Annotated in this window: 15 protein-coding genes; 10 read left to right on the forward strand and 5 right to left on the reverse strand. The window is 72.4% G+C overall.

The annotated features are described in order from the left end of the window. The first annotated feature begins 102 nt into the window (after nt 1-102). Together ACWD3I_RS05820 and ACWD3I_RS05825 are read left to right on the forward strand one after the other, a co-directional pair. The gene (locus ACWD3I_RS05820) at nt 103-1,440 is read left to right on the forward strand and encodes a peptidoglycan recognition protein family protein (protein ID WP_365403105.1); all 1,338 of its coding nucleotides are present in this window, start codon (nt 103-105) and stop codon (nt 1,438-1,440) included. Between the two features lie 154 nt (nt 1,441-1,594). Continuing rightward, nucleotides 1,595-2,677: a mannose-1-phosphate guanylyltransferase gene (locus ACWD3I_RS05825; protein ID WP_046257482.1), complete on the forward strand. Its 1,083-nt coding sequence runs from the start codon at nt 1,595-1,597 to the stop codon at nt 2,675-2,677. Nucleotides 2,678-2,728: 51 nt separating this feature from the next. Here ACWD3I_RS05825 and ACWD3I_RS05830 read toward each other — a convergent pair whose 3' ends face one another. The 4 genes from ACWD3I_RS05830 to ACWD3I_RS05845 all read right to left on the reverse strand — a co-directional run bounded on the left by ACWD3I_RS05830 (nt 2,729) and on the right by ACWD3I_RS05845 (nt 6,620). After that, complete coding sequence (locus ACWD3I_RS05830) at nt 2,729-3,733, reverse strand: DNA-3-methyladenine glycosylase family protein (protein ID WP_365403108.1); 1,005 nt, start codon at nt 3,731-3,733, stop codon at nt 2,729-2,731. Between the two features lie 82 nt (nt 3,734-3,815). Continuing rightward, nucleotides 3,816-5,117 (reverse strand): coenzyme F420-0:L-glutamate ligase, encoded by a 1,302-nt coding sequence (locus tag ACWD3I_RS05835; RefSeq protein WP_365403111.1) that lies wholly within the window; start codon nt 5,115-5,117, stop codon nt 3,816-3,818. Further along, nucleotides 5,114-6,073: a 2-phospho-L-lactate transferase gene (cofD, locus tag ACWD3I_RS05840; protein WP_365403114.1), complete on the reverse strand. Its 960-nt coding sequence runs from the start codon at nt 6,071-6,073 to the stop codon at nt 5,114-5,116. Before cofD ends, ACWD3I_RS05835 begins: the two co-directional genes overlap by 4 nt. 34 nt (nt 6,074-6,107) lie before the next feature. After that, entirely contained in the window at nt 6,108-6,620 is a 513-nt protein-coding gene (locus ACWD3I_RS05845; protein ID WP_361537949.1) for a cysteine dioxygenase, read from the reverse strand. A 594-nt stretch (nt 6,621-7,214) separates the two neighbouring features. On the opposite strand from ACWD3I_RS05845, the gene ACWD3I_RS05850 reads away from it, so the two are divergent. From ACWD3I_RS05850 to ACWD3I_RS05860, 3 genes are all read left to right on the forward strand, one after another. After that, a complete protein-coding gene (locus tag ACWD3I_RS05850) occupies nt 7,215-7,478 on the forward strand; it encodes a WhiB family transcriptional regulator (protein ID WP_003990679.1) in 264 nt (87 codons plus the stop codon). Nucleotides 7,479-7,658: 180 nt separating this feature from the next. After that, on the forward strand, nt 7,659-11,291 hold the full coding sequence (locus ACWD3I_RS05855) for a glycosyltransferase family 2 protein (RefSeq protein ID WP_365403117.1): 3,633 nt from the start codon (nt 7,659-7,661) through the stop codon (nt 11,289-11,291). After that, entirely contained in the window at nt 11,288-12,778 is a 1,491-nt protein-coding gene (locus ACWD3I_RS05860; protein WP_365403120.1) for a DUF5719 family protein, read from the forward strand. The genes ACWD3I_RS05855 and ACWD3I_RS05860 overlap by 4 nt, the downstream gene beginning before the upstream one ends. A gap of 4 nt (nt 12,779-12,782) precedes the next feature. On the opposite strand, the gene ACWD3I_RS05865 is transcribed toward ACWD3I_RS05860, so the two are convergent. After that, complete coding sequence (locus ACWD3I_RS05865; protein WP_266830004.1) at nt 12,783-13,226, reverse strand: metallopeptidase family protein; 444 nt, start codon at nt 13,224-13,226, stop codon at nt 12,783-12,785. Nucleotides 13,227-13,520: 294 nt separating this feature from the next. On the opposite strand from ACWD3I_RS05865, the gene ACWD3I_RS05870 reads away from it, so the two are divergent. The 5 genes from ACWD3I_RS05870 to ACWD3I_RS05890 all read left to right on the forward strand — a co-directional run bounded on the left by ACWD3I_RS05870 (nt 13,521) and on the right by ACWD3I_RS05890 (nt 18,888). After that, on the forward strand, nt 13,521-13,940 hold the full coding sequence (locus ACWD3I_RS05870) for a DUF3499 domain-containing protein (RefSeq protein WP_266891553.1): 420 nt from the start codon (nt 13,521-13,523) through the stop codon (nt 13,938-13,940). Between the two features lie 170 nt (nt 13,941-14,110). Beyond that, the gene (locus ACWD3I_RS05875) at nt 14,111-15,727 is read left to right on the forward strand and encodes an L-lactate permease (RefSeq protein WP_365403123.1); all 1,617 of its coding nucleotides are present in this window, start codon (nt 14,111-14,113) and stop codon (nt 15,725-15,727) included. A 102-nt stretch (nt 15,728-15,829) separates the two neighbouring features. Continuing rightward, nucleotides 15,830-17,194, forward strand: coding sequence for a phosphomannomutase/phosphoglucomutase (locus ACWD3I_RS05880; RefSeq protein WP_365403126.1), 1,365 nt, complete (start codon nt 15,830-15,832; stop codon nt 17,192-17,194). Nucleotides 17,195-17,500: 306 nt separating this feature from the next. Continuing rightward, nucleotides 17,501-17,671, forward strand: a complete 171-nt coding sequence (locus ACWD3I_RS05885; RefSeq protein WP_078936097.1) for a Trm112 family protein — start codon at nt 17,501-17,503, stop codon at nt 17,669-17,671. Between the two features lie 89 nt (nt 17,672-17,760). Then, nucleotides 17,761-18,888, forward strand: coding sequence for an SIS domain-containing protein (locus ACWD3I_RS05890; RefSeq protein WP_365403129.1), 1,128 nt, complete (start codon nt 17,761-17,763; stop codon nt 18,886-18,888). Nucleotides 18,889-18,905: the final 17 nt, after the last annotated feature.

An 18,905-nucleotide genomic window follows, 5' to 3' on the forward strand; every position in this document is an offset into this window, starting at 1 on the left:
CCGCGCAACGAGGGGCGGGGTCCCCGGTTCGGGGGAACGTGACCCGACGGTCCGTCAATTCCCGAATGGCGGAAATATCCGGCTGTGTCCACGATCGTTGGCATGCGTGGATTCCTTGCTTCTTCGATCGGTGTGACGTGCGCGGCCGCTCTGGCCCTTCCGCTCGGCCTGCCCGCCGCCGCGACCGTCGCGCGCCCGGCGCCGAACGCGGAAGTGTTCGTCCCCGGCAGCACCCAGTCCCTGCCCCTCGCCCCCCTGGGCCGCGACCGAGCCCTCGGCCCCACCGCCGAACAGGGCCTGCCGGCCCGCGAGGTGAACCACTTCTCGATGGTCGGCGTCGTCTGGGACGACCCGGACACCGCACTGCACGGCAGCGTCCAGGTACGCACGCGTGCCGCCACGTCCGGCACCTGGTCCGGCTGGCAGGACGTCGAGACGCACTACGGCGACGACGGCGCCGACCCCGGCACGGCCGAGCGGGCCTCGGGCCGGGTGCGCGGGGCGACGGCGCCGCTGTGGGTGGGGGACTCGGACGGCGTCGAGGTACGCGTGCGTGCGGGCGCCGAGGAGCGTGCCGCGTCGGCCGGCGCCCTGCCGTCGGGGCTGCGTCTGGAACTCGTGGACCCCGGGGAGGCCGCGGCGCCCGAGGGACCGCCGGTGGCCGGCCCGCGCGCCGGCTCGCTCGGCACCGAGTCCGTCACCGCCTCCGCCGCCAACGCCGACCTCGCCCCCCTCGGCGCCCTGGAGATCCCCGCCCTCGACCGTGCGCGGACCGAGCGGGAACTGTTCGCCCTGCGGGACGGCGAACTGACGGAGCGGCAGCGGGTCAAGCCGTACATCGGCCCGCGCCCGCGTATCGTCACCCGGCGCGGCTGGGGCGCGAACGAGAGCCTGCGGGAGAGGACCTTCGTCTACACGAAGAAGGTCAAGGCGGCCTTCGTCCACCACACCGCCACCGGGAACGGCTACAAGTGTTCGCAGGCGCCCTCCGTCATTCGCGGTATCTACCGCTACCACGTCCAGAGCATGGGATGGCGTGACATCGGCTACAACTTCCTCGTCGACAAGTGCGGGAAGATCTACGAGGGTCGCGCCGGGGGAGTGGCGAAGCCGGTCCTGGGCGCCCACACGCTCGGTTTCAACACCAACAGCATGGGGATCGCCGTCCTCGGCAGCTTCGGCTCCACCCGTCCCAAAGCCGCCGCCGTGACGGCGATCGCCCGGCTCACGGCGTGGAAGCTCGGTCTCTACGGCGCCAATCCCAGCGGAAAGACATACCTGAAGTCGGGTGGTGGCAATCTCTACCGAAAAGGGAAGAAGGTACGTCTGAACGTGATCTCCGGCCACCGGGACGGCTTCTCCACCGCATGCCCCGGCAAGGAGCTCTACCGCAAGCTCGGCTCGGCCCGTTCGAGCGCGGCCGACTACCAGGGGCGTTAGGGGAACCGGGGGACCGCGTTCAGTCATCTCCACCGCCATCGGGGGCCTGGGGCGGAGTACCGCACTGCCGCCGAAAGCGCCGCACAACGGTCTGCATACACTGACCGGTCGAAAGACAGTTCGGCCGGTCACCGGCAGGAAGCGGAGACTACAGGTGACAGAAGCGATCCTCCTGGTCGGCGGCAAGGGCACGAGGCTGCGCCCGCTCACCGTGCACACGCCGAAGCCCATGGTGCGCGCGGCCGGGGTCCCCTTCCTGACACACCAGCTGGCGAGAGCGAGAGCGGCGGGCGTGGACCACATCGTCCTCGCCACGTCCTATCTGGCGGAGGTCTTCGAGCCGTACTTCGGCGACGGCTCGGCACTCGGCCTGCACATCGAGTACGTGACGGAGGACGAGCCGCTGGGTACGGGCGGCGCGATCCGCAACGTGGCGTCCCGTCTGCACTCCGCACCGGACGACCCGGTCCTGATCTTCAACGGCGACATCCTGACGGGCCTCGACATCAGGGCGCTGGTCGCCACCCACGAGTCGACGAACGCGGACGTCTCCCTGCATCTGACGAAGGTGACGGACCCCAGGGCGTACGGTCTGGTCCCCACCGACCCGTCGGGCCGGGTGCTGGCCTTCCTGGAGAAGCCGCAGACCCCCGAGGAGATCGTCACCGACCAGATCAACGCGGGCGCGTACGTCTTCCGCCGCTCCCTGATCGACACGATCCCGGCGGGCCGCCCGGTCTCGGTGGAACGTGAGACGTTCCCCGACCTCCTCGCGGCGGGAGCCCACCTCCAGGGCATGGTCGACTCGACGTACTGGCTGGACCTCGGCACCCCCGCCGCCTTCGTACGAGGCTCGGCGGACCTCGTCCTCGGCCGCGCCCCCTCCCCGGCGGTCCCCGGCCGCTGCGGCGACCGCCTCGTCCTCCCCACGGCACGGGTGGCCGCCGACGCCAAACTGACGGGCGGCACCGTGGTCGGCGAGGGCGCCTTCGTGGCCGAGGGCGCCCGCGTCTTCGGCAGCACGATCCTCCCCGGCGCGGTCATCGAACCGGGCGCCGTCATCACGGACTCCCTGATCGGCACCAGGGCACGCGTGGGCGAGCGCTCGGTCCTCACCGGCACGGTCATCGGCGACGGCGCGGTGGTCGGCGCCGACAACGAACTGCGCGAGGGCGCCCGGGTGTGGTGCGACGCGCGGATCCCGGCGGGCGCGGTGCGCTTCTCCTCGGACCAGTAGTCGGACCAGCAGAGGGTGGTCGAGGGCGCGGGTCCGCGCCCTCCGCCGCCTTCACAGACGCCCGATGTCCCCCCGCGGCATCCGCGGAGCCCGCCGCGCCGGCGTCCGCCCGCTCAACAGGATCAACCGCGCCGCCCGATGCCGCTGTCCCGCATACGGCTCCAGCAGCGACAGCATCACGGAGTCGTCCGCGTCCCGGTCCCCGGCCAACGCCCACCCGACGATCCCCGGCAGATGCAGATCCCCCACGGTCACCGCGTCCGCCGCGCCATGGCTGCGCTGCACGACCTCCGCGGACGTCCACGGCCCGATCCCCGGCACGACCTCCAGCCGGGCCTGCGCCTCGGCCGGATCCATCGCCATCGCCTGCTCCAGCCGGGCGGCGACCCGGACCGCCCGCAGAATCGTCGACGCCCGCTTGTTGTCGACCCCGGCCCGATGCCACTCCCAGGACGGAATCAACGCCCACGTCCGGGGAGCGGGCATCACGAACAGCCGCCCACCGGCCGCGGGCCCCGGCGCCGGCTCGCCGTACTTCCGCACCAGCGACCGCCACGCCCGATACGCCTCGTCGGTCGTCACCTTCTGCTCGAGGATCGACGGGATCAGCGACTCCAGCACCAGCCCCGTCCGCGTCAGCCGCAGCCCCGGCCGCCGATGCTGCGCCGAAGCCACCAACCGGTGCCGCGGCGCGAACGCGGACGGATCGTCGGCCGCCCCGAGCAACGACGGCAATCCGTCGAGCAGCCACTCCGCCCCCGGCCCCCACGCCTCCCCGCGTACCTGACCACCGGCCGCGGTGACCCGCAGCGTCCCCGGCCCGGCGGGCGTGAGACTGGCCCGCCACACCGACCCGTCCGGCATCGCCCGAAACGTCGGGTCGGCAGGCCCCCGCCGCAACGGCCCGAGCACCAGTCCCAGATCCAGCGGCCCCTCGGGCACCCACGCCCGCACCCGCCCCGGCGCCGCCACCTGCCGCGGCACACCCCCGGGCACGGCGACATGCCCGCCGCGCACGGTCGTACGCGTGGGCCGCGGAGTGAACCGTCCAGCCACGAACGAAGTCCCGGGAGAGAGGGAGAGGGCCTGCGAGAGCCCTACGAGGGTCCCATCGAGCGTAGAGGTACGTGAGCCGCCCTCACCGCACCTCGATGAACATCCCCGCATCCCGGTCCGGACGCGGCCTCGGCTCCTGTGCCGGATGCCCGACCGCCACCGCCCCCATCGGATCCCAGTCCCGAGGCAGCCCGAGCACCTCGCGCACCACGTCCCGGCAGAACATCGTCGAGGACACCCACGCCGACCCCAGCCGCTCCCCGGCCAGCGCGACGAGGAAGTTCTGCACCCCGGCCCCGGTCGCGACGACGAACATCTCCCGCTCGGCGCCGTCCCGCCGTGGATCGCCGTAGTCGTGCGAACCGTCCATCACGAGACACGGCACCACCAGGTACGGCGCGTTCCGCAGCACATCCCCGCGCTTCACCCGCTTGGCGATCGACTCCTCGCTCTTGCCGTCCCGCCGCAGATCCCCGATCCAGGCGTCCCGCATCGCGTCCAGCAGCCGGGTCCGCGACTCCTCGGACTCCAGCAGCACGAAACGCCACGGCGTCGTGTGGTGCGGCGCCGGAGCCGTCACGGCCGCGGCGACCGCGCGGCGCACCGCGCCGGGGTCGACCGGCTCGTCCGTGAAGGCCCGCACCGTACGGCGCTGGGTCACCGCCTGCCGGATCGCCTCGGAGGTGCCCAGCCGGAACATGTCGTCGCGTGCGTCGCGCACCATGGCACCCGCCCCCTCTCCGTGCTCCTCGGCCACCACATGCGCCAGCCCCCGCACGACCGCGACGGGCAGCCCGGCGGCCTTGCCCTTCACCAGATCGCCGGCCGCGGCGAGTTCATCGGCCGTGGCGACGACGGTCGCGCTGAGCGGATTGCCGTACGCGTCCGTGCCGCCCCGCAGATCGTCGAGCACCCGCACGCCCGCGGCGCCGATCGCCACATCCGTGAGCCCCGCGCGCCACGGCCGCCCGAAGGTGTCGGTGACGACGACCCCGACCTGGACGCCGAGCAGGTCGCGCAGCCCCTCGCGGATCGCGCGGGCGGATGCGTCCGGGTCCTCGGGCAGCAGGAGGACCGTGCCGGTGGGGGTGTTGGAGGCGTCGACCCCGGCCGCCGCCATGATCAGGCCCTGCCGGTTCTCGACGATCCGCAGGGCGCCGCGTCGGGCCACCACCCGGACCGTCTCGGCGTCGATCGCCGCCTCCCGGTCGGCCGCCTCGACGACCCGGCCCTCCGCCTTGGAGACGATCTTCGAGGTGACGAGGAGGACGTCACCGTCGGCGAGGCCGGGCTCGGCGGCGGCGATGAGCTTGGCGAGGTCGTCGCCGGGCGCTATCTCGGGGAGGCCGGGCACGGCCCAGGCGCGGAAACCGTCCGTGGTCACGACGCGCGTACCTCCTCCGCCAGCGCGAGTGCCGCGCGGGCCATCTCGGCGGTCGCGTCGAGGTCCGTCATCATCAGCGGTACGGCCCGGCAGCGGATGCCCGCCGTCTCGACCCGCTCCACGGAGCCCGCGTCCACGGTGTCGACGAGCCAGCCGTCCAGCAGCCCCGAGCCGTAGTGCTCGGCCACCGCCGCGGCCGTCGACTCCACGCCCACCGCGGCGAGCACCTTGTCGGCCATCCCGCGCACGGGTGCGTCCCCGACGATGGGGGAGAGACCGACCACCGGCACCCCGGCCTCGGCGATCGCCTCGCGGATGCCGGGCACGGCGAGGATCGTGCCGACCGAGACGACCGGGTTGGACGGCGGGAAGAGGATGACGTCCGCCTCGGCGATGGCCTCCAGGACGCCCGGAGCGGGCTTGGCCTGCTCCGCGCCCACCGGCACGATCGCCTCCGCCGGGACCGAGGCCCGCAGCCGTACCCAGTACTCCTGGAAGTGGATCGCCTTGCGCTCGCCGTCCACCTCGACGGCCACGTGCGTCTCCACGCGGTCGTCGGACATCGGGATCAGCCGGACGCCCGGCTGCCAGCGGTCGCAGAGCGCCTCGGTGACCGCGCTGAGCGGAAACCCGGCGCCGATCATCTGCGTCCGCACGATGTGCGTGGCGAAGTCGCGGTCGCCCAGTCCGAACCACTCCGGCCCCACGCCGTACGCCGCGAGCTCCTCCTTGAGATGGAAGGTCTCGTCGGCCCGGCCCCAGCCCTGCTCCTCGTTGATGCCGCCGCCGAGCGTGTACATCACCGTGTCGAGGTCCGGGCAGACCTTCAGCCCGAAGAGGTGGATGTCGTCCCCGGTGTTGCCGATGACCGTGATGTCCGCGTCCGGCGCGGCCTGCTTCAGACCGCGCAGGAACCGGGCACCACCGATGCCGCCTGCCAGAACCACAATGCGCATGGGAGCAAGTCTTGCAGGCGGGTACGACAACGCGTCAGGCGGTCACGACGTCCACCTCGTCGTACGTCGCGGGGGCCGCGGTGCACGCGGTGTGCATGGGCATCTCCGTCAGACCCGGGTAGTAGACGTGCAGGCTGACCGCCGGCTCCAGGGCGTCGTTGACGACCTCGTGCACATAACCCGGCGCGAAGACCCGCTGCGAGCCCGTCCCCAACGCGCGGGTGCCCCGCTCCGTCCGCTCGGTCAGCTCGCCGTCCAGGACGGTCAGCACCCCGGAGGACCTGCCGTGGTCGTGCAGACCGCTGCCCTGACCGGGCACCCAGGACAGCAGCCACACCTCGTAGCCCGGGCCGGTGCGCAGCCGGTGGTACCAGCGCGACGTGGCGTCGTACCGCACCAGGTGCTCCCACTGGGAGCGGTCGGCGGCGATGGAGCGGGCCAGGCCGACGAACTCGGCGACGGTGGCCGGGTGCTCGCGCGGAGCCTGGAGCAGGTGTGGGACCTCGAGGATGTCGCCGGCGATCTGGAGGTCGTTGTCGCTGTTCATGGGATGCGCTGGTTCCTCAGTGAAAGAAGGTCAGAGGGGAACAGAAGAGCCGAGTCGCGGGGCGACTCGGCCTTCAGCCGGAGCGGGTGTCGCTCAACAGCTGGGACAGCAACAGCTACAGCGCGCGCGGGCAGCACCGTGGGACCCGGCGGTGCGGGTCGAGGTGAGTGCCGAGTTCGCGAGCATGCCCACAAGGACAGCGGCTCACACCCGGCACTGTCAACTCGACACCGGCATGTGGGACATGTTTCACCTCATCCGGTCCATCTGTGAGGTGAAAGGTTTGTTCACGCGTCTACCGGGACACATGGCGCACAACCGGGCGCACGGAACGGGATCGAAGTTCTGGGCGTCCTTCTCCGTACAGGTCCTGCGCGGGTCGGAAGTTCCCCCGGGCCCTATCTGCTTGTCAAGGTTTATGGCGATTTGAACACTTTCCGCTAGGCCTTGGTTCCGCAGAGTGAATAAGGGGCCCAATAGCAGATCTCGGCTTGACTCGCCCGGAGCAGCACACTTGTAATTTCACTCGTGTCGTTCAGCCGACATCGGTAACGGCTACATCACGGGGACGCGAAAGACAGACGAGGGGCGCACATGACCGAGCTGGTGCAGCAACTGCTGGTCGACGACGCGGACGAGGAACTCGGCTGGCAGGAGCGCGCGCTGTGCGCCCAGACCGACCCCGAGTCCTTCTTCCCCGAGAAGGGTGGCTCCACCCGTGAGGCCAAGAAGGTCTGCCTGTCCTGTGAAGTCCGCTCCGAGTGCCTCGAGTACGCCCTCGCCAACGACGAGCGGTTCGGCATCTGGGGCGGCCTGTCCGAGCGGGAGCGTCGCCGCCTGAAGAAGGCAGCCGTCTGACCGACCGGCGCCACATCGCACGCACATACGGGACTTACGGCCCGTCGCAGGTGGGTTGTCCACAGGCGGCGGGCCGTCCCCATGCCCAGCCGATAGTGTGGGCGCTCGTCCGAGACGCCCCGCTGCCCCCTGGGGGCACAGGCGTCCACCGCAGTCCACCGAACCGGGGCCCGTACCTCGATGTCCGTGCACAGCCACACGGCAGCTCACGACGCTGCCACTCCCGAGTTTCCGCGTCATGTGGTGACCGCGGTCCTCGTCTCCCACGACGGCGCCCGCTGGCTGCCCGACGCTCTCGCCGGGCTGCTCGGCCAGGAGCGCCCCGTCCAGTTCGCCATGGCCGCCGACACCGGCAGCGCGGACGACTCCGCGCAGCTGGTCACCGAGGCCCTCGGACCGGACCACGTGCTGCATCTCGCCCGCCGCACCGGCTTCGGCCAGGCCGTCGAGGAGGCCAACCGCAGCGCGCCCCTCCTCACCCCCGAGGAGCTGCCGTACCTGAAGCGGCCCAGCGGCTGGGACCCCGTCACGCGCACGTGGCGCGACGACGCCTACGACCTGCCCGAGCTCCCGCACGGAGAGCCGGTGCAGTGGCTGTGGCTGCTGCACGACGACAGCGCCCCCGAACCCGACGCCCTGGCCCAGCTGCTGAGGGTCGTGGAGAACGAGCTGGAGCTCGGCCGGGACGACGTCGCCGTCGTGGGTCCCAAGCTCCGCGGCTGGTACGACAAGCGGCAGCTGCTCGAGGTCGGTGTCACCATCGCGCACTCCGGGCGCCGCTGGACCGGCCTGGACCGCCGCGAACAGGACCAGGGCCAGCACGACCACGTCCGGCCCGTGCTGTCCGTCTCCACCGCAGGCATGCTCGTGCGCCGCGACGTCTTCGACCAGCTCGGCGGCTTCGACCGACGGCTGCCCCTGATGCGTGACGACGTCGACCTGTGCTGGCGTGCCACGGCGGCCGGCCATCGCGTCCTCGTCGCCCCCGAGGCGGTCGTACGCCACGCGGAGGCGGCCTCCCGCGAGCGCCGCGCCGTCGACTGCGTGGGCCGCACCGCGGCCTCCCCGCACAAGGTCGACAAGGCGGGCGCCGCCTACACCCTGCTCGTCAACAGCCGTACGGCCGTGCTGCCCTGGGTCCTGCTGCGACTCGTCGTCGGCACGCTGCTGCGGACGGTCGCCAACCTCGTCGGCAAGGTCCCCGGACAGGCCCTCGACGAGATCCGCGGCCTGCTCGGCACACTGCTGCGGCCCGAGCGGATCATCGCCGGCCGCCGCAGGCGCGGCACACCGGTGGTCGACAAGGGTGAGATGCGGCCGCTGTTCCCGCCACCCGGCGCGACCGTTCGGGCCACCGTCGAACAGGTCGCCGGTGACCTGTTCGGCAGCTCCGACCCCGAAGCCACCTCGGGCGCGGGGCGGCACGGCGGCGTGGTCGAGTCCGGACCCGGCGGCGACGACGCCGACTTCCTGGAGATCGAGCAGTTCGCCCGCGTCAAGCGCATCGCCCGCAAGCCGGGACCGGTGCTCTTCCTGGTGCTGCTGCTCGTCTCGCTGGCCGCCTGCCGTGAGCTCCTCGGCGGCGGCGCGCTCACGGGCGGCGCCCTGCTGCCCGCCCCGGCCGACTCCGGCGAGCTGTGGTCGCGCTACCTCGACTCCTGGCACGCGGTCGGCGCCGGAGGAACCACGTCGGCGCCGCCGTACCTGGCGTTCGTCGCGATGCTCGCGTCCCTGCTGTTCGGGTCGACGGGCCTCGCCATCACGGTCCTCCTCGTCTGCTCGGTGCCACTGGCCGGCGTCACCGCCTACTTCGCGTCCCGCCCGCTCGTCGAGTCGCGGCTCCTGCGCGCGTGGGCGGCCGTCGTCTACGCCTTCCTGCCCGCCGCCACCGGCGCGCTGGCCGGCGGCCGCCTCGGCACCGCCGTCCTCGCGATCCTGCTGCCGCTCATCGCCCGCGCGGGCATCGCGGCATCCGGCCTCGCGAACACCTCGGACGCCCGCGGCAGCTGGCGCGCCACCTGGGCGTACGCCCTGCTGCTGACGGTCACCACCGCGTTCACGCCGATCATCTGGCCCCTCGCGCTGCTCCTCGGCCTCGGCGTCCTGGCCGTGCGCCGCGCCGACATCACCGCCTACGGCCTGCGCTTCCTGGCCCAGCTCGGCACGCCCCTGCTGATCCTCGCGCCCTGGTCGCTGACGCTGCTCCCGTTCGGGTTCTTCGACGAGGCCGGCCTCGCGTACGGCTCCTCGGCCGCCTCCGCCCTCGACCTGCTCGGCGCCAGCCCCGGCGGCCCCGGCACGGTCAGCGGGCTGATGCTCATCGGCGTCGTGCTGGCCGCGCTGGCCGCCCTGCTGCGCTCGGAGCGTCAGTTCGGAATCTGGACGGCCTGGGCGGTCGCCCTGGTGGGCCTCGTCTTCGCGGTCCTGTCCAACGGCTCGACCTGGGCGGGCCCGGCCACCCTCGTCTACGGCCTCGCCCTGCTGGCGGCCGCCGTGCTCGGCGCCGACGGCGCACGCGCGCGTGTCGCGGAGCAGAGCTTCGGCTGGCGCCAGCCGGTCGCCGCGCTGATCGCCTTCGCCGCCGCCGCGGGCCCGCTGCTCGTCGCCGCCGGCTGGATGCTCGGCGGCGCCGACGGCCCCCTGGAGCGACGCGACCCGGTCCAGGTGCCCGCGTTCGTCGCCGAGGACAGCAACAACCGCGACCGGGCCCGCACCCTCGTCCTGGACAGCGACTCCACCGCCCGCGTCGGCTACGTGCTGGTCCGCGGTTCCGGCGCCCGCCTCGGCGACGCCGAACTCACCGCCGCCGACGGCGAGAACAGCCGCCTCGACAAGGTCGTCGCCAACCTCGTCGCCGGTTCCGGCGCCGACCAGTCCGACCAGCTCGGCAAGTTCGCGGTGCGCTATGTCCTGGTCCACAAGGGCGCCCCGCGCGGGGTCGCCCGCGTCCTGGACGCCACCCCGGGCCTGACCCGGCTCAGCGAGCAGAACGGCGACGCGCTGTGGCGCGTCGACCAGGACGTCGCCCGCGCCACCATCGTCAGCGGTTCCGGCGCCCCGACGCTCGTCGCCGCCGGCCCCGTCGAGATCCACACCACGATCCCGGCCGGCACCGACGGCCGCACCCTGCGTCTCGCCGACACCGTCGCCGAGGGCTGGACGGCCACCCTGGACGGCAGGCCGCTGACCGCGAAGACGGTCGACGGCTGGGCCCAGGGCTTCGCACTCCCGGCTTCCGGCGGCAGGCTGGACGTCGTCTACGACGACCCGATCACCCACACCGCCTGGCTGTGGGCGCAGGGCTCCCTCGCCGTCGTCCTCGTGGTGCTCGCCCTGCCGGGCCGGCGCCGCGACATCGACGACGACCTCCCCGAGGAGGAGCGGGCGATCCCCGCCCAGGCGACGGAGGGCGAGGGCCGCCGCGCCCGCCGTCTGCGCGCCCAGGCCGAGGCCGAGGAGTCCACCCAGGGCGACGAGTCCGGGTCTCCTCCTGCGGAGGAGACCCCGGTGCCGGTTCCGCAGCAGCAGGCCTACGGAGAGTGGGACCAGGCGAGTTACGCGGGCGCCGAGTACAACGCCTACGGCGGTGACCAGTACCAGGCCGCCCAGCAGTACCCGGCGGGCTACGACCAGCAGAACTACGCGGACCCCTACCAGGGCGGCCAGTACGACCCGTACGCGTACGGCGGACAGGCGCAGCAGCCGTCGTACGACCAGTACGGGCAGCCGTACGACCAGGGTTACGACGCGACGTACGACCCGGCGCAGCCGCAGCAGCACGGCGGCGAGCACCCCGACGGGAGCCAGCAGTGAACCGCACCACCGTGTCCCTGATCGCCTGCGCGACCGCCCTCGCCGCCGTCACCGGATTCGCCACGCTCACCGAGCCCGACGCGTCCGGCTCGGACACCGCCACGACCGCCACCGAGCTGCCCGTGGAGCGCACGAGCCTGCTCTGCCCGAGCCCGAGCACCTCCGACCTCGCCGAGACGTCGTACACCTCCTTCACGCCCGTCACCAAGGGTGCCGGGAGCGACGGCACGGCCGAACTCGTCTCCGCCGCGCAGGAGTCGGAGGACGGGAAGAAGTCCGGCAAGAAGAAGGCCGACAAGCCGGTCCTCACCCCGAAGGAGCCCGGCACTCCGGTCACGGGCGACACCTCCGGCGGTGACTCCCCGGCGCTCATCGGTACCGCCGAGGGGCAGTTCGCGCCCGGTTGGACCGTGCAGGAGACCACCGAGGTCGCCGCCGGCACCGGACGCGGCCTTCAGGGCGTCAACTGCACCGCGGCCGACACGGAGTTCTGGTTCCCCGGCGCCAGCACCGACGCGGACCGCACCGACTACGTCCACCTGACCAACCCCGACGACTCGGCGGCCGTCGTCGACATCGAGCTGTACGGCAAGGACGGTGCGCTGGAGGCACCGGCCGGTGAGGACATCACCGTCCCGCCGCACTCCAGCGAGCCGATCCTGCTGTCCACGCTCGTCAGCGACAAGCAGACCAACCTGACCGTGCACGTCAACGTCCGCAGCGGGCGGGTCGGGGCCGCCGTACAGGCTCTCGACGACAAGATCGGCGGCGACTGGCTGGCGGCGTCCACGGACCCGGCGGGCAGTCTCGTGCTGCCGGGCATCCCCAAGGACGCCACCGACGTACGCCTGGTCGTCTTCACGCCGGATGACGCCGACGCCGACCTGAAGGTGAAGCTCGCCTCGCCGTCCGGGCTGATCACGCCGGCCGGGAGCGAGACGCTGCACGTCAAGGCGGGCATGACGACCGCGGTCGACCTGGGCGACGTCATGCGCGGGGAGGCCGGTTCGCTGGTGCTGACGCCGACCGACCAGTCCGTGCCGGTCGTCGCCGCCGTGCGGGTCACCCGCGGCAAGGGCGACGAGAAGGAGACCGCTTTCATCCCCGCCACACGCGCGGTGGGCACGCGCGCCACGGTCGTCGACAACAGTGCCAAGGGCACCACGCTGTCCCTCGTGGCCCCCGGCCGCAGCGCGCAGGTCGAGGTGACCGCGTCGGCGGGCAGCGGCGGTGGCAAGGCGGCCTCGAAGACGTACACGATCAAGGGCGGCACCACGCAGGACATCGAGCTGCCGGTCCCGAGCGGTCTGAAGGGCACGTACGCGCTGACGGTCGAGCCGGTCTCGGGCGGCCCGGTCTACGCGGCCCGGACCCTGACGGCCACGCAGGACGGTGTCCCGGGGTTCACGGTGCAGACGCTGCCGGACGACCGGGGCATGGTCGAGGTGCCGCAGGCCGATCAGGACCTGTCGGTGCTGCAGAAGTAGCCGGTCAGTCCTCGCCGTAGCGCGGGTCGACGGTCTCGGGCGTGAGCCCCAGCAACTCGGCGACCTGTTCGACGACGACCTCGTGCACCAGGGCCGCGCGTTCGTCGCGGCCCTTGGTGCGGATCTCCACGGGGCGCCGGTACACCACCACGCGCCCGGGGCGTCCCTCGCGCGCGGGAATCGTGCCGCCGAGGGGGACCGCCTCGTCGTTCCAGGTCTCGCCCTCCAGCCGGGGCACTTCCAGCACGAGGAAATCGATGTCGGCGAGCTGCGGCCACCGTCGTTCCAGGCGCTCCACGGAGTCCTGCACCAGGTCCGCGAACGCCTCGGCGCGGCTTGCCGCGAGCGGCACCTGGGGCGGCGCGATCGGGCCACGCATGCCCCTGCCGTGGCGATCACGTCGGCGGGGCCCGGGGGCGGCGGCACGGGGCGGTACGGGGTTGTCCATCACTGGTGAAGCGTAGTCCCCGGCGGGACCGGGTGCCCGGGCCCACGCGGTGCCCGTGCGGTCTTCGGCCGCCTCGTACGGCATGTCGCAGGATGACCATTCCGGCCAAGGTTGGGCTCGATTCCGTATCTCTCCTAGACCGGTGATCTCAAGGCAATTGACCTTGTTTGTACCGACTGGTGATCGGACCGCCCACTGGCCGAGTTCTTGGAAAGCGGTGTCTACGCAGGTCAGGAGGGTGTGACCGGAGAGGCCTGTGGGGCGTTTCACACCACGACACGGTGGAGTGACCTGGTGGAGAGTCGTCGCGGCCCGCTCAGGAGTGCGGTACCGTCCAACGTCGTGAGCCCTGTACGTCGCTGTTCGCGCACCGCTTGCGGCCGCCCCGCCGTCGCGACGCTGACGTACGTCTACGCCGACTCGACCGCGGTCCTCGGCCCGCTCGCCACCTACGCGGAACCCCACTGCTACGACCTGTGCGCCGAGCACTCCGAGCGCCTCACCGCCCCGCGCGGCTGGGAGGTCGTCCGGCTCCTCGACAGTTCGACCCCCGCCCGTCCCAGCGGCGACGACCTGGAAGCGCTTGCCAACGCGGTCCGCGAGGCGGCCCGTCCGCAGGAGCGCGCCGCCCGGGCCGGCGGCGGACGCGCGGCGGACCCGATGGAGGTCGCCCGCCGCGGCCATCTGCGGGTGCTGCGCTCGCCCGACAACTGAGCCGGTTCACCCGGGCTCGCCCAACTGCCCCCGTTCTTGTGTGCGTTCGGTGCACGTTCCGCTCAGTGACGCACGACCATTGACGACCGCTTGGCGCGGACACGACCATTCCGGAAGCCGAAACGAGAAATCGCTTTCCGCATGACGGAATCGGATTCGGGGAGGCGCCCGTGTACGTCCAGGAACTCGAACCCGTCGCCGGCTCACTGGGCCTGTCCGCCCTCGTCGCCACGCTGCCACTGGTGATCGTCCTCGTCCTGCTCGGCGGCGTCCGCCTCAAAGCCCATCTCGCGGGCCTCACCGGCCTTCTGGCGGCCGTTCTGGTCGCCTGGCTCGCGTACGGCATGCCACTGGGGCAGACGCTCTCCAGCGGCGCCCAGGGAGTCGTCTTCGGCCTCTTCCCCATCCTGTGGATCGTCGTCAACGCCCTGTGGGTGTACCGGATGACGGTCCGCACCCGGCACTTCGACATCCTGCGCCGCTCCTTCGGGCGGCTTTCCGACGACCCGCGCATCCAGGCCCTCGTCGTCGCCTTCTGCTTCGGCGCTCTCCTGGAGGCTCTCGCCGGCTTCGGGGCGCCCGTCGCGATCTGCTCGGTCATGCTCGTCGCGCTCGGCTTCGACCCGGTGCGTGCGGCGGTCGTCGCGCTGGTCGCCAACACCGCGCCGGTCGCCTTCGGCGCGATGGGCACCCCGGTCGTGACGCTCGCCCAGGTGACGGAACTGCCCCTGGACACCGTCGCGTCCGTGGTGGGGCGCCAAACCCCGCTGCTGGCCCTCGTGGTGCCGCTCGTGCTGGTCTTCCTCGTCGACGGACGGCGCGGCCTCAGGGAGACCTGGGTGCCCGCCCTGGTCTGCGGAACCGCCTTCGCCGTCGGCCAGTTCGTCGCCTCCAACTACGTCTCCGCCCAACTCGCCGACATCGGCGCCGCCTTGCTGGGCGCGGCTGCCCTCGTCGCCGTCCCACGCGCACGCGTGCCCGCCACCGAGTCCGTACGCGCGTCCGTACTGACCGGAACCCGCAGCGAGGAACTCGACGAGGCCGACCCGCGCGCTGAAGTCGTGCGCGCCTACGCCCCGTACGCCCTGATCGTCGTGATCTTCTCCATCGCGCAGATCCCCGTCGTCAAGGACTGGCTGGCGAAGGCGACCCAGACCTACGACTGGCCCTTCCTGAACGTCGTGAACCCCGACGGCGACCCGGTCGGCGGCAACGTGTTCACCTGGCCGGTCGTGGCCACCGGCGGCACGCTCGTGCTGCTCGCCGGACTGTGCACGGCGGTCGTCCTCGGCGTGCACGCGCGCGTGGCCGTCAAGGAATGGCTCGCCACCGTCCACGAGTTGAGGTTCGCGATCCTGACCGTCATCTCGGTGCTGGCACTGGCGTACGTCATGAACCTCTCCGGACAGGCGGCCACCATCGGCCACTTCGTGGCGGCGGCGGGCGCGGGACTCGCCTTCCTCTCCCCGGTGTTGGGCTGGTTCGGCGTGGCCGTCTCCGGCTCCGACACCTCGGCCAACGCACTGTTCGGAGCGCTCCAGGTGACCGCGGCCCGCGAGTCGGGGCTGTCGCCGGAGCTCCTGGCCGCCGCGAACAGCTCGGGCGGCGTCCTCGGCAAGATGATCTCCCCGCAGAACCTCACCATCGCCTGTGCCGCCGTCGGTCTCGCCGGCCGCGAGGGGGACCTGCTGCGCAAGGTGCTGCCCTGGAGTCTGGGGCTGCTGCTGGTGATGTGCCTCATCGTCGTCGGGCAGAGCTCGCCGGTCCTGGGGTGGATGCTGCCCTGACCTGAGGTTACGTCCAGGTTCCACTCAGGGGACGCACAGCACCGCTGTCGGTGGGGGCGGGTAGTTTGGGGCGACCGACAGGACTTTGAGAAGGGTTAGGCCGTGGCTGCTGATCTGTCACAGCTCGTGAAGGCGTACGACGTGCGCGGTGTCGTTCCCGACCAGTGGGACGAGACGCTGGCCGAGCTCTTCGGGGTCGCCTTCGTCCGGGTGACCGCAGCGAGCGCGATCGTGGTCGGGCACGACATGCGGCCCTCGTCCCCCGGCCTGTCGCGTGCCTTCGCGCGCGGGGCGGCCGCGCAGGGCGTCGACGTCACCGAGATCGGCCTGTGCTCCACCGATCAGCTGTACTACGCCTCGGGCGCGCTGAACCTGCCGGGCGCGATGTTCACGGCCTCGCACAATCCGGCCCAGTACAACGGCATCAAGATGTGCCGCGCGGGCGCCGCCCCGGTCGGCCAGGACACGGGTCTCGCCGAGATCCGCGAACTGGCCGAGGGCTGGATCGACTCGGGCGCCCCGGCCCCGGCGGCGACGCAGGGCACGATCGACCAGCGCGACACGCTGGAGGACTACGCGGCCCACCTGCGGGGCCTGGTCGACCTGACCTCCATCCGCCCCCTGAAGGTCGTCGTGGACGCGGGCAACGGCATGGGCGGTCACACGGTCCCCACGGTCTTCGAGGGCCTGCCCCTGACGCTCGTCCCGATGTACTTCGAACTGGACGGCACGTTCCCCAACCACGAGGCCAACCCCCTCGACCCGGCGAACATCGTGGACCTGCAGAAGCGGGTGCGCGAAGACTCCGCCGACCTGGGCATCGCCTTCGACGGCGACGCCGACCGCTGCTTCGTCGTCGACGAGAACGGCGACCCGGTCTCCCCGTCCGCGATCACCGCCCTGGTCGCCGCGCGCGAGCTCGCCAGGAACGGCGGCAGCGGCGTGATCATCCACAACCTGATCACCTCCTGGTCGGTGCCCGAGGTCGTCGAGGAGCACGGCGGCACACCGGTACGCACGCGCGTGGGCCACTCGTTCATCAAGGCCGAGATGGCGAAGTCCGGCGCGATCTTCGGCGGCGAGCACTCCGCCCACTACTACTTCAAGGACTTCTGGAACGCCGACACCGGCATGCTCGCCGCCCTCCACGTCCTCGCCGCCCTCGGCGGCCAGGAGGGCCCCTTGTCCGCCCTCGTGGCCGAGTACGACCGCTACACCGGCTCCGGCGAGATCAACTCCACCGTCGCCGACCAGAGCGGCCGCCTCGCAGCGATCCGTGCCGCGTACGAGTCCCGGGAAGGCATCTCCCTGGACGAGCTCGACGGCCTCACGATCAGCGCCGCCGACTGGTGGTTCAACGTCCGCCCGTCCAACACGGAGCCCCTGCTGCGCCTCAACGCTGAGGCACGGGACGAGACGACGATGGCGAAGATCCGGGACGAGGTACTGGCGATCATCCGAGCCTGACGGAACGAGCGTCTTCCAGCCCGTCCGGCGCTTGACCGTGGGTCTTTCAGCCCGTCCGGCTTTTGAGGACGAGGCCTTTCGGGCCGACGGGGCCCAGGGGGCGAAACCCCCTGGGGGCGGGGTCGAAGGGGCGGCAGCCCCTGGGGACGGGAACGGGTAAGGGCGGCGGGGGCGAAAACCCTCAGGCGGTCACCCACACCCACCCTGTCCCCAACCCCCACACCCACCCCCCACCGGCGGTACCCTGACCAGGCACATCCGCACACGCACGCACAGGCATCCGCACAGCCCCCGAAGGGACACCCCATGCCGCTCGAAGCCGGCCTCCTGGAGATCCTCGCCTGCCCGGCCTGTCACGCCCCCCTCGAGGAGCAGGACACCGAGCTGATCTGCACCGGCCAGGACTGCGGCCTGGCATACCCCGTCCGCGACGGCATCCCCGTCCTCCTCGTCGACGAGGCCCGCCGCCCCGCGTAAGCGACCCCCGGCGACCCGAGCCGCAGGGACCGCCGACAACGGCGACCCGCGTGACCGACGAACCCGGCGATCGCAGGAGGCTGCCGCCCATGCTCGACGAATCGCTGCTCGACACCCCCGAGGCCCTCTCGGCGGCCGACCGCCGAGGCCTGCTCCGCGGCGCCGCCGAGGCCGGCGCCCGAGTCCGCACCGCGGCGAGGCACGCCGCCGAGGCCGGCGTCAACGAACTGAAGCCCGACGGCCGCCCCCGCGCGGTCCTGATCGCGGGCCCCGGCGCCGCCGCCATCTGCGTCGCCGACCTCCTCGGCACCCTCGCCGGCGCCGGCAGCCCCGTCATCCGCCTGGCCCCCACCGGCGTGGCCCCCGCGGCCGGCGCCCTGCGCTGGGAACTCCCGGGCTGGACGGGCTCGGTCGACGTGCTCCTGATCGCCACCTCCGACGGCACCGAACCAGGCCTGTCCCTCCTCGCCGACCAGGCCTACCGCCGCGGCTGCACGGTCGTCGCCGTGGCCCCCGCGAGCACCCCGCTCACCGAGGCCGTACAAGGCGCCCACGGCCTCTTCGTACCCCTGGCGACGGCCCCCTACGAGGAGGGCGAAGCCCTCGCCGCGTCCGCCCCCGGCATCCTGTGGGCACTGCTCACCCCGCTGCTCGCGATCCTCGACCGCACCGGTCTGGTCACCGCCCCGCCGGACGTCCTGGAGAAGGTCGCCGACCGCCTGGACCACATCGCCGAACGCTGCGGCCCGGCCATCGCGACGTACAGCAATCCCGCCAAGACCCTGGCCGCCGAACTCGCCGACGCGCTCCCGGTGATCTGGACGGAGGGCGTCTCGGCCGGTCCGGCGGGGCGCCGGTTCGCCGCCGCCCTCGCCGAACTCGCCGGCCGCCCCGCCGTCGTCGCCGAACTGCCCGAGGCGCTCGCCGCGCACCACGCCCTGCTCGCCGGTCCGCTCGCCGCCAGCGCCGACCCGGACGACTTCTTCCGCGACCGCGTGGAGGAGGCACCGGTGATGCACGCGCGCGCGGTGCTGCTGCGCGACCGTCCCCTCGGCGGCCTCTCCGCCGCTCCCGCCGCCCGTGAACTGGCCCTGAGCCACGACACTCCCATCAGCGAGCTGGAACCGGAGGAGGGCGGCGAACTGGAGACCCTCGCGGAACTGATCGCCATCACGGATTTCGCCGCGGTTTACCTGGCGCTCGCTTCCGGCGCCTGATCATGCTCAGGCCGTTC

It is taken from the genome of Streptomyces sp. NPDC002817 (genome assembly GCF_053592055.1).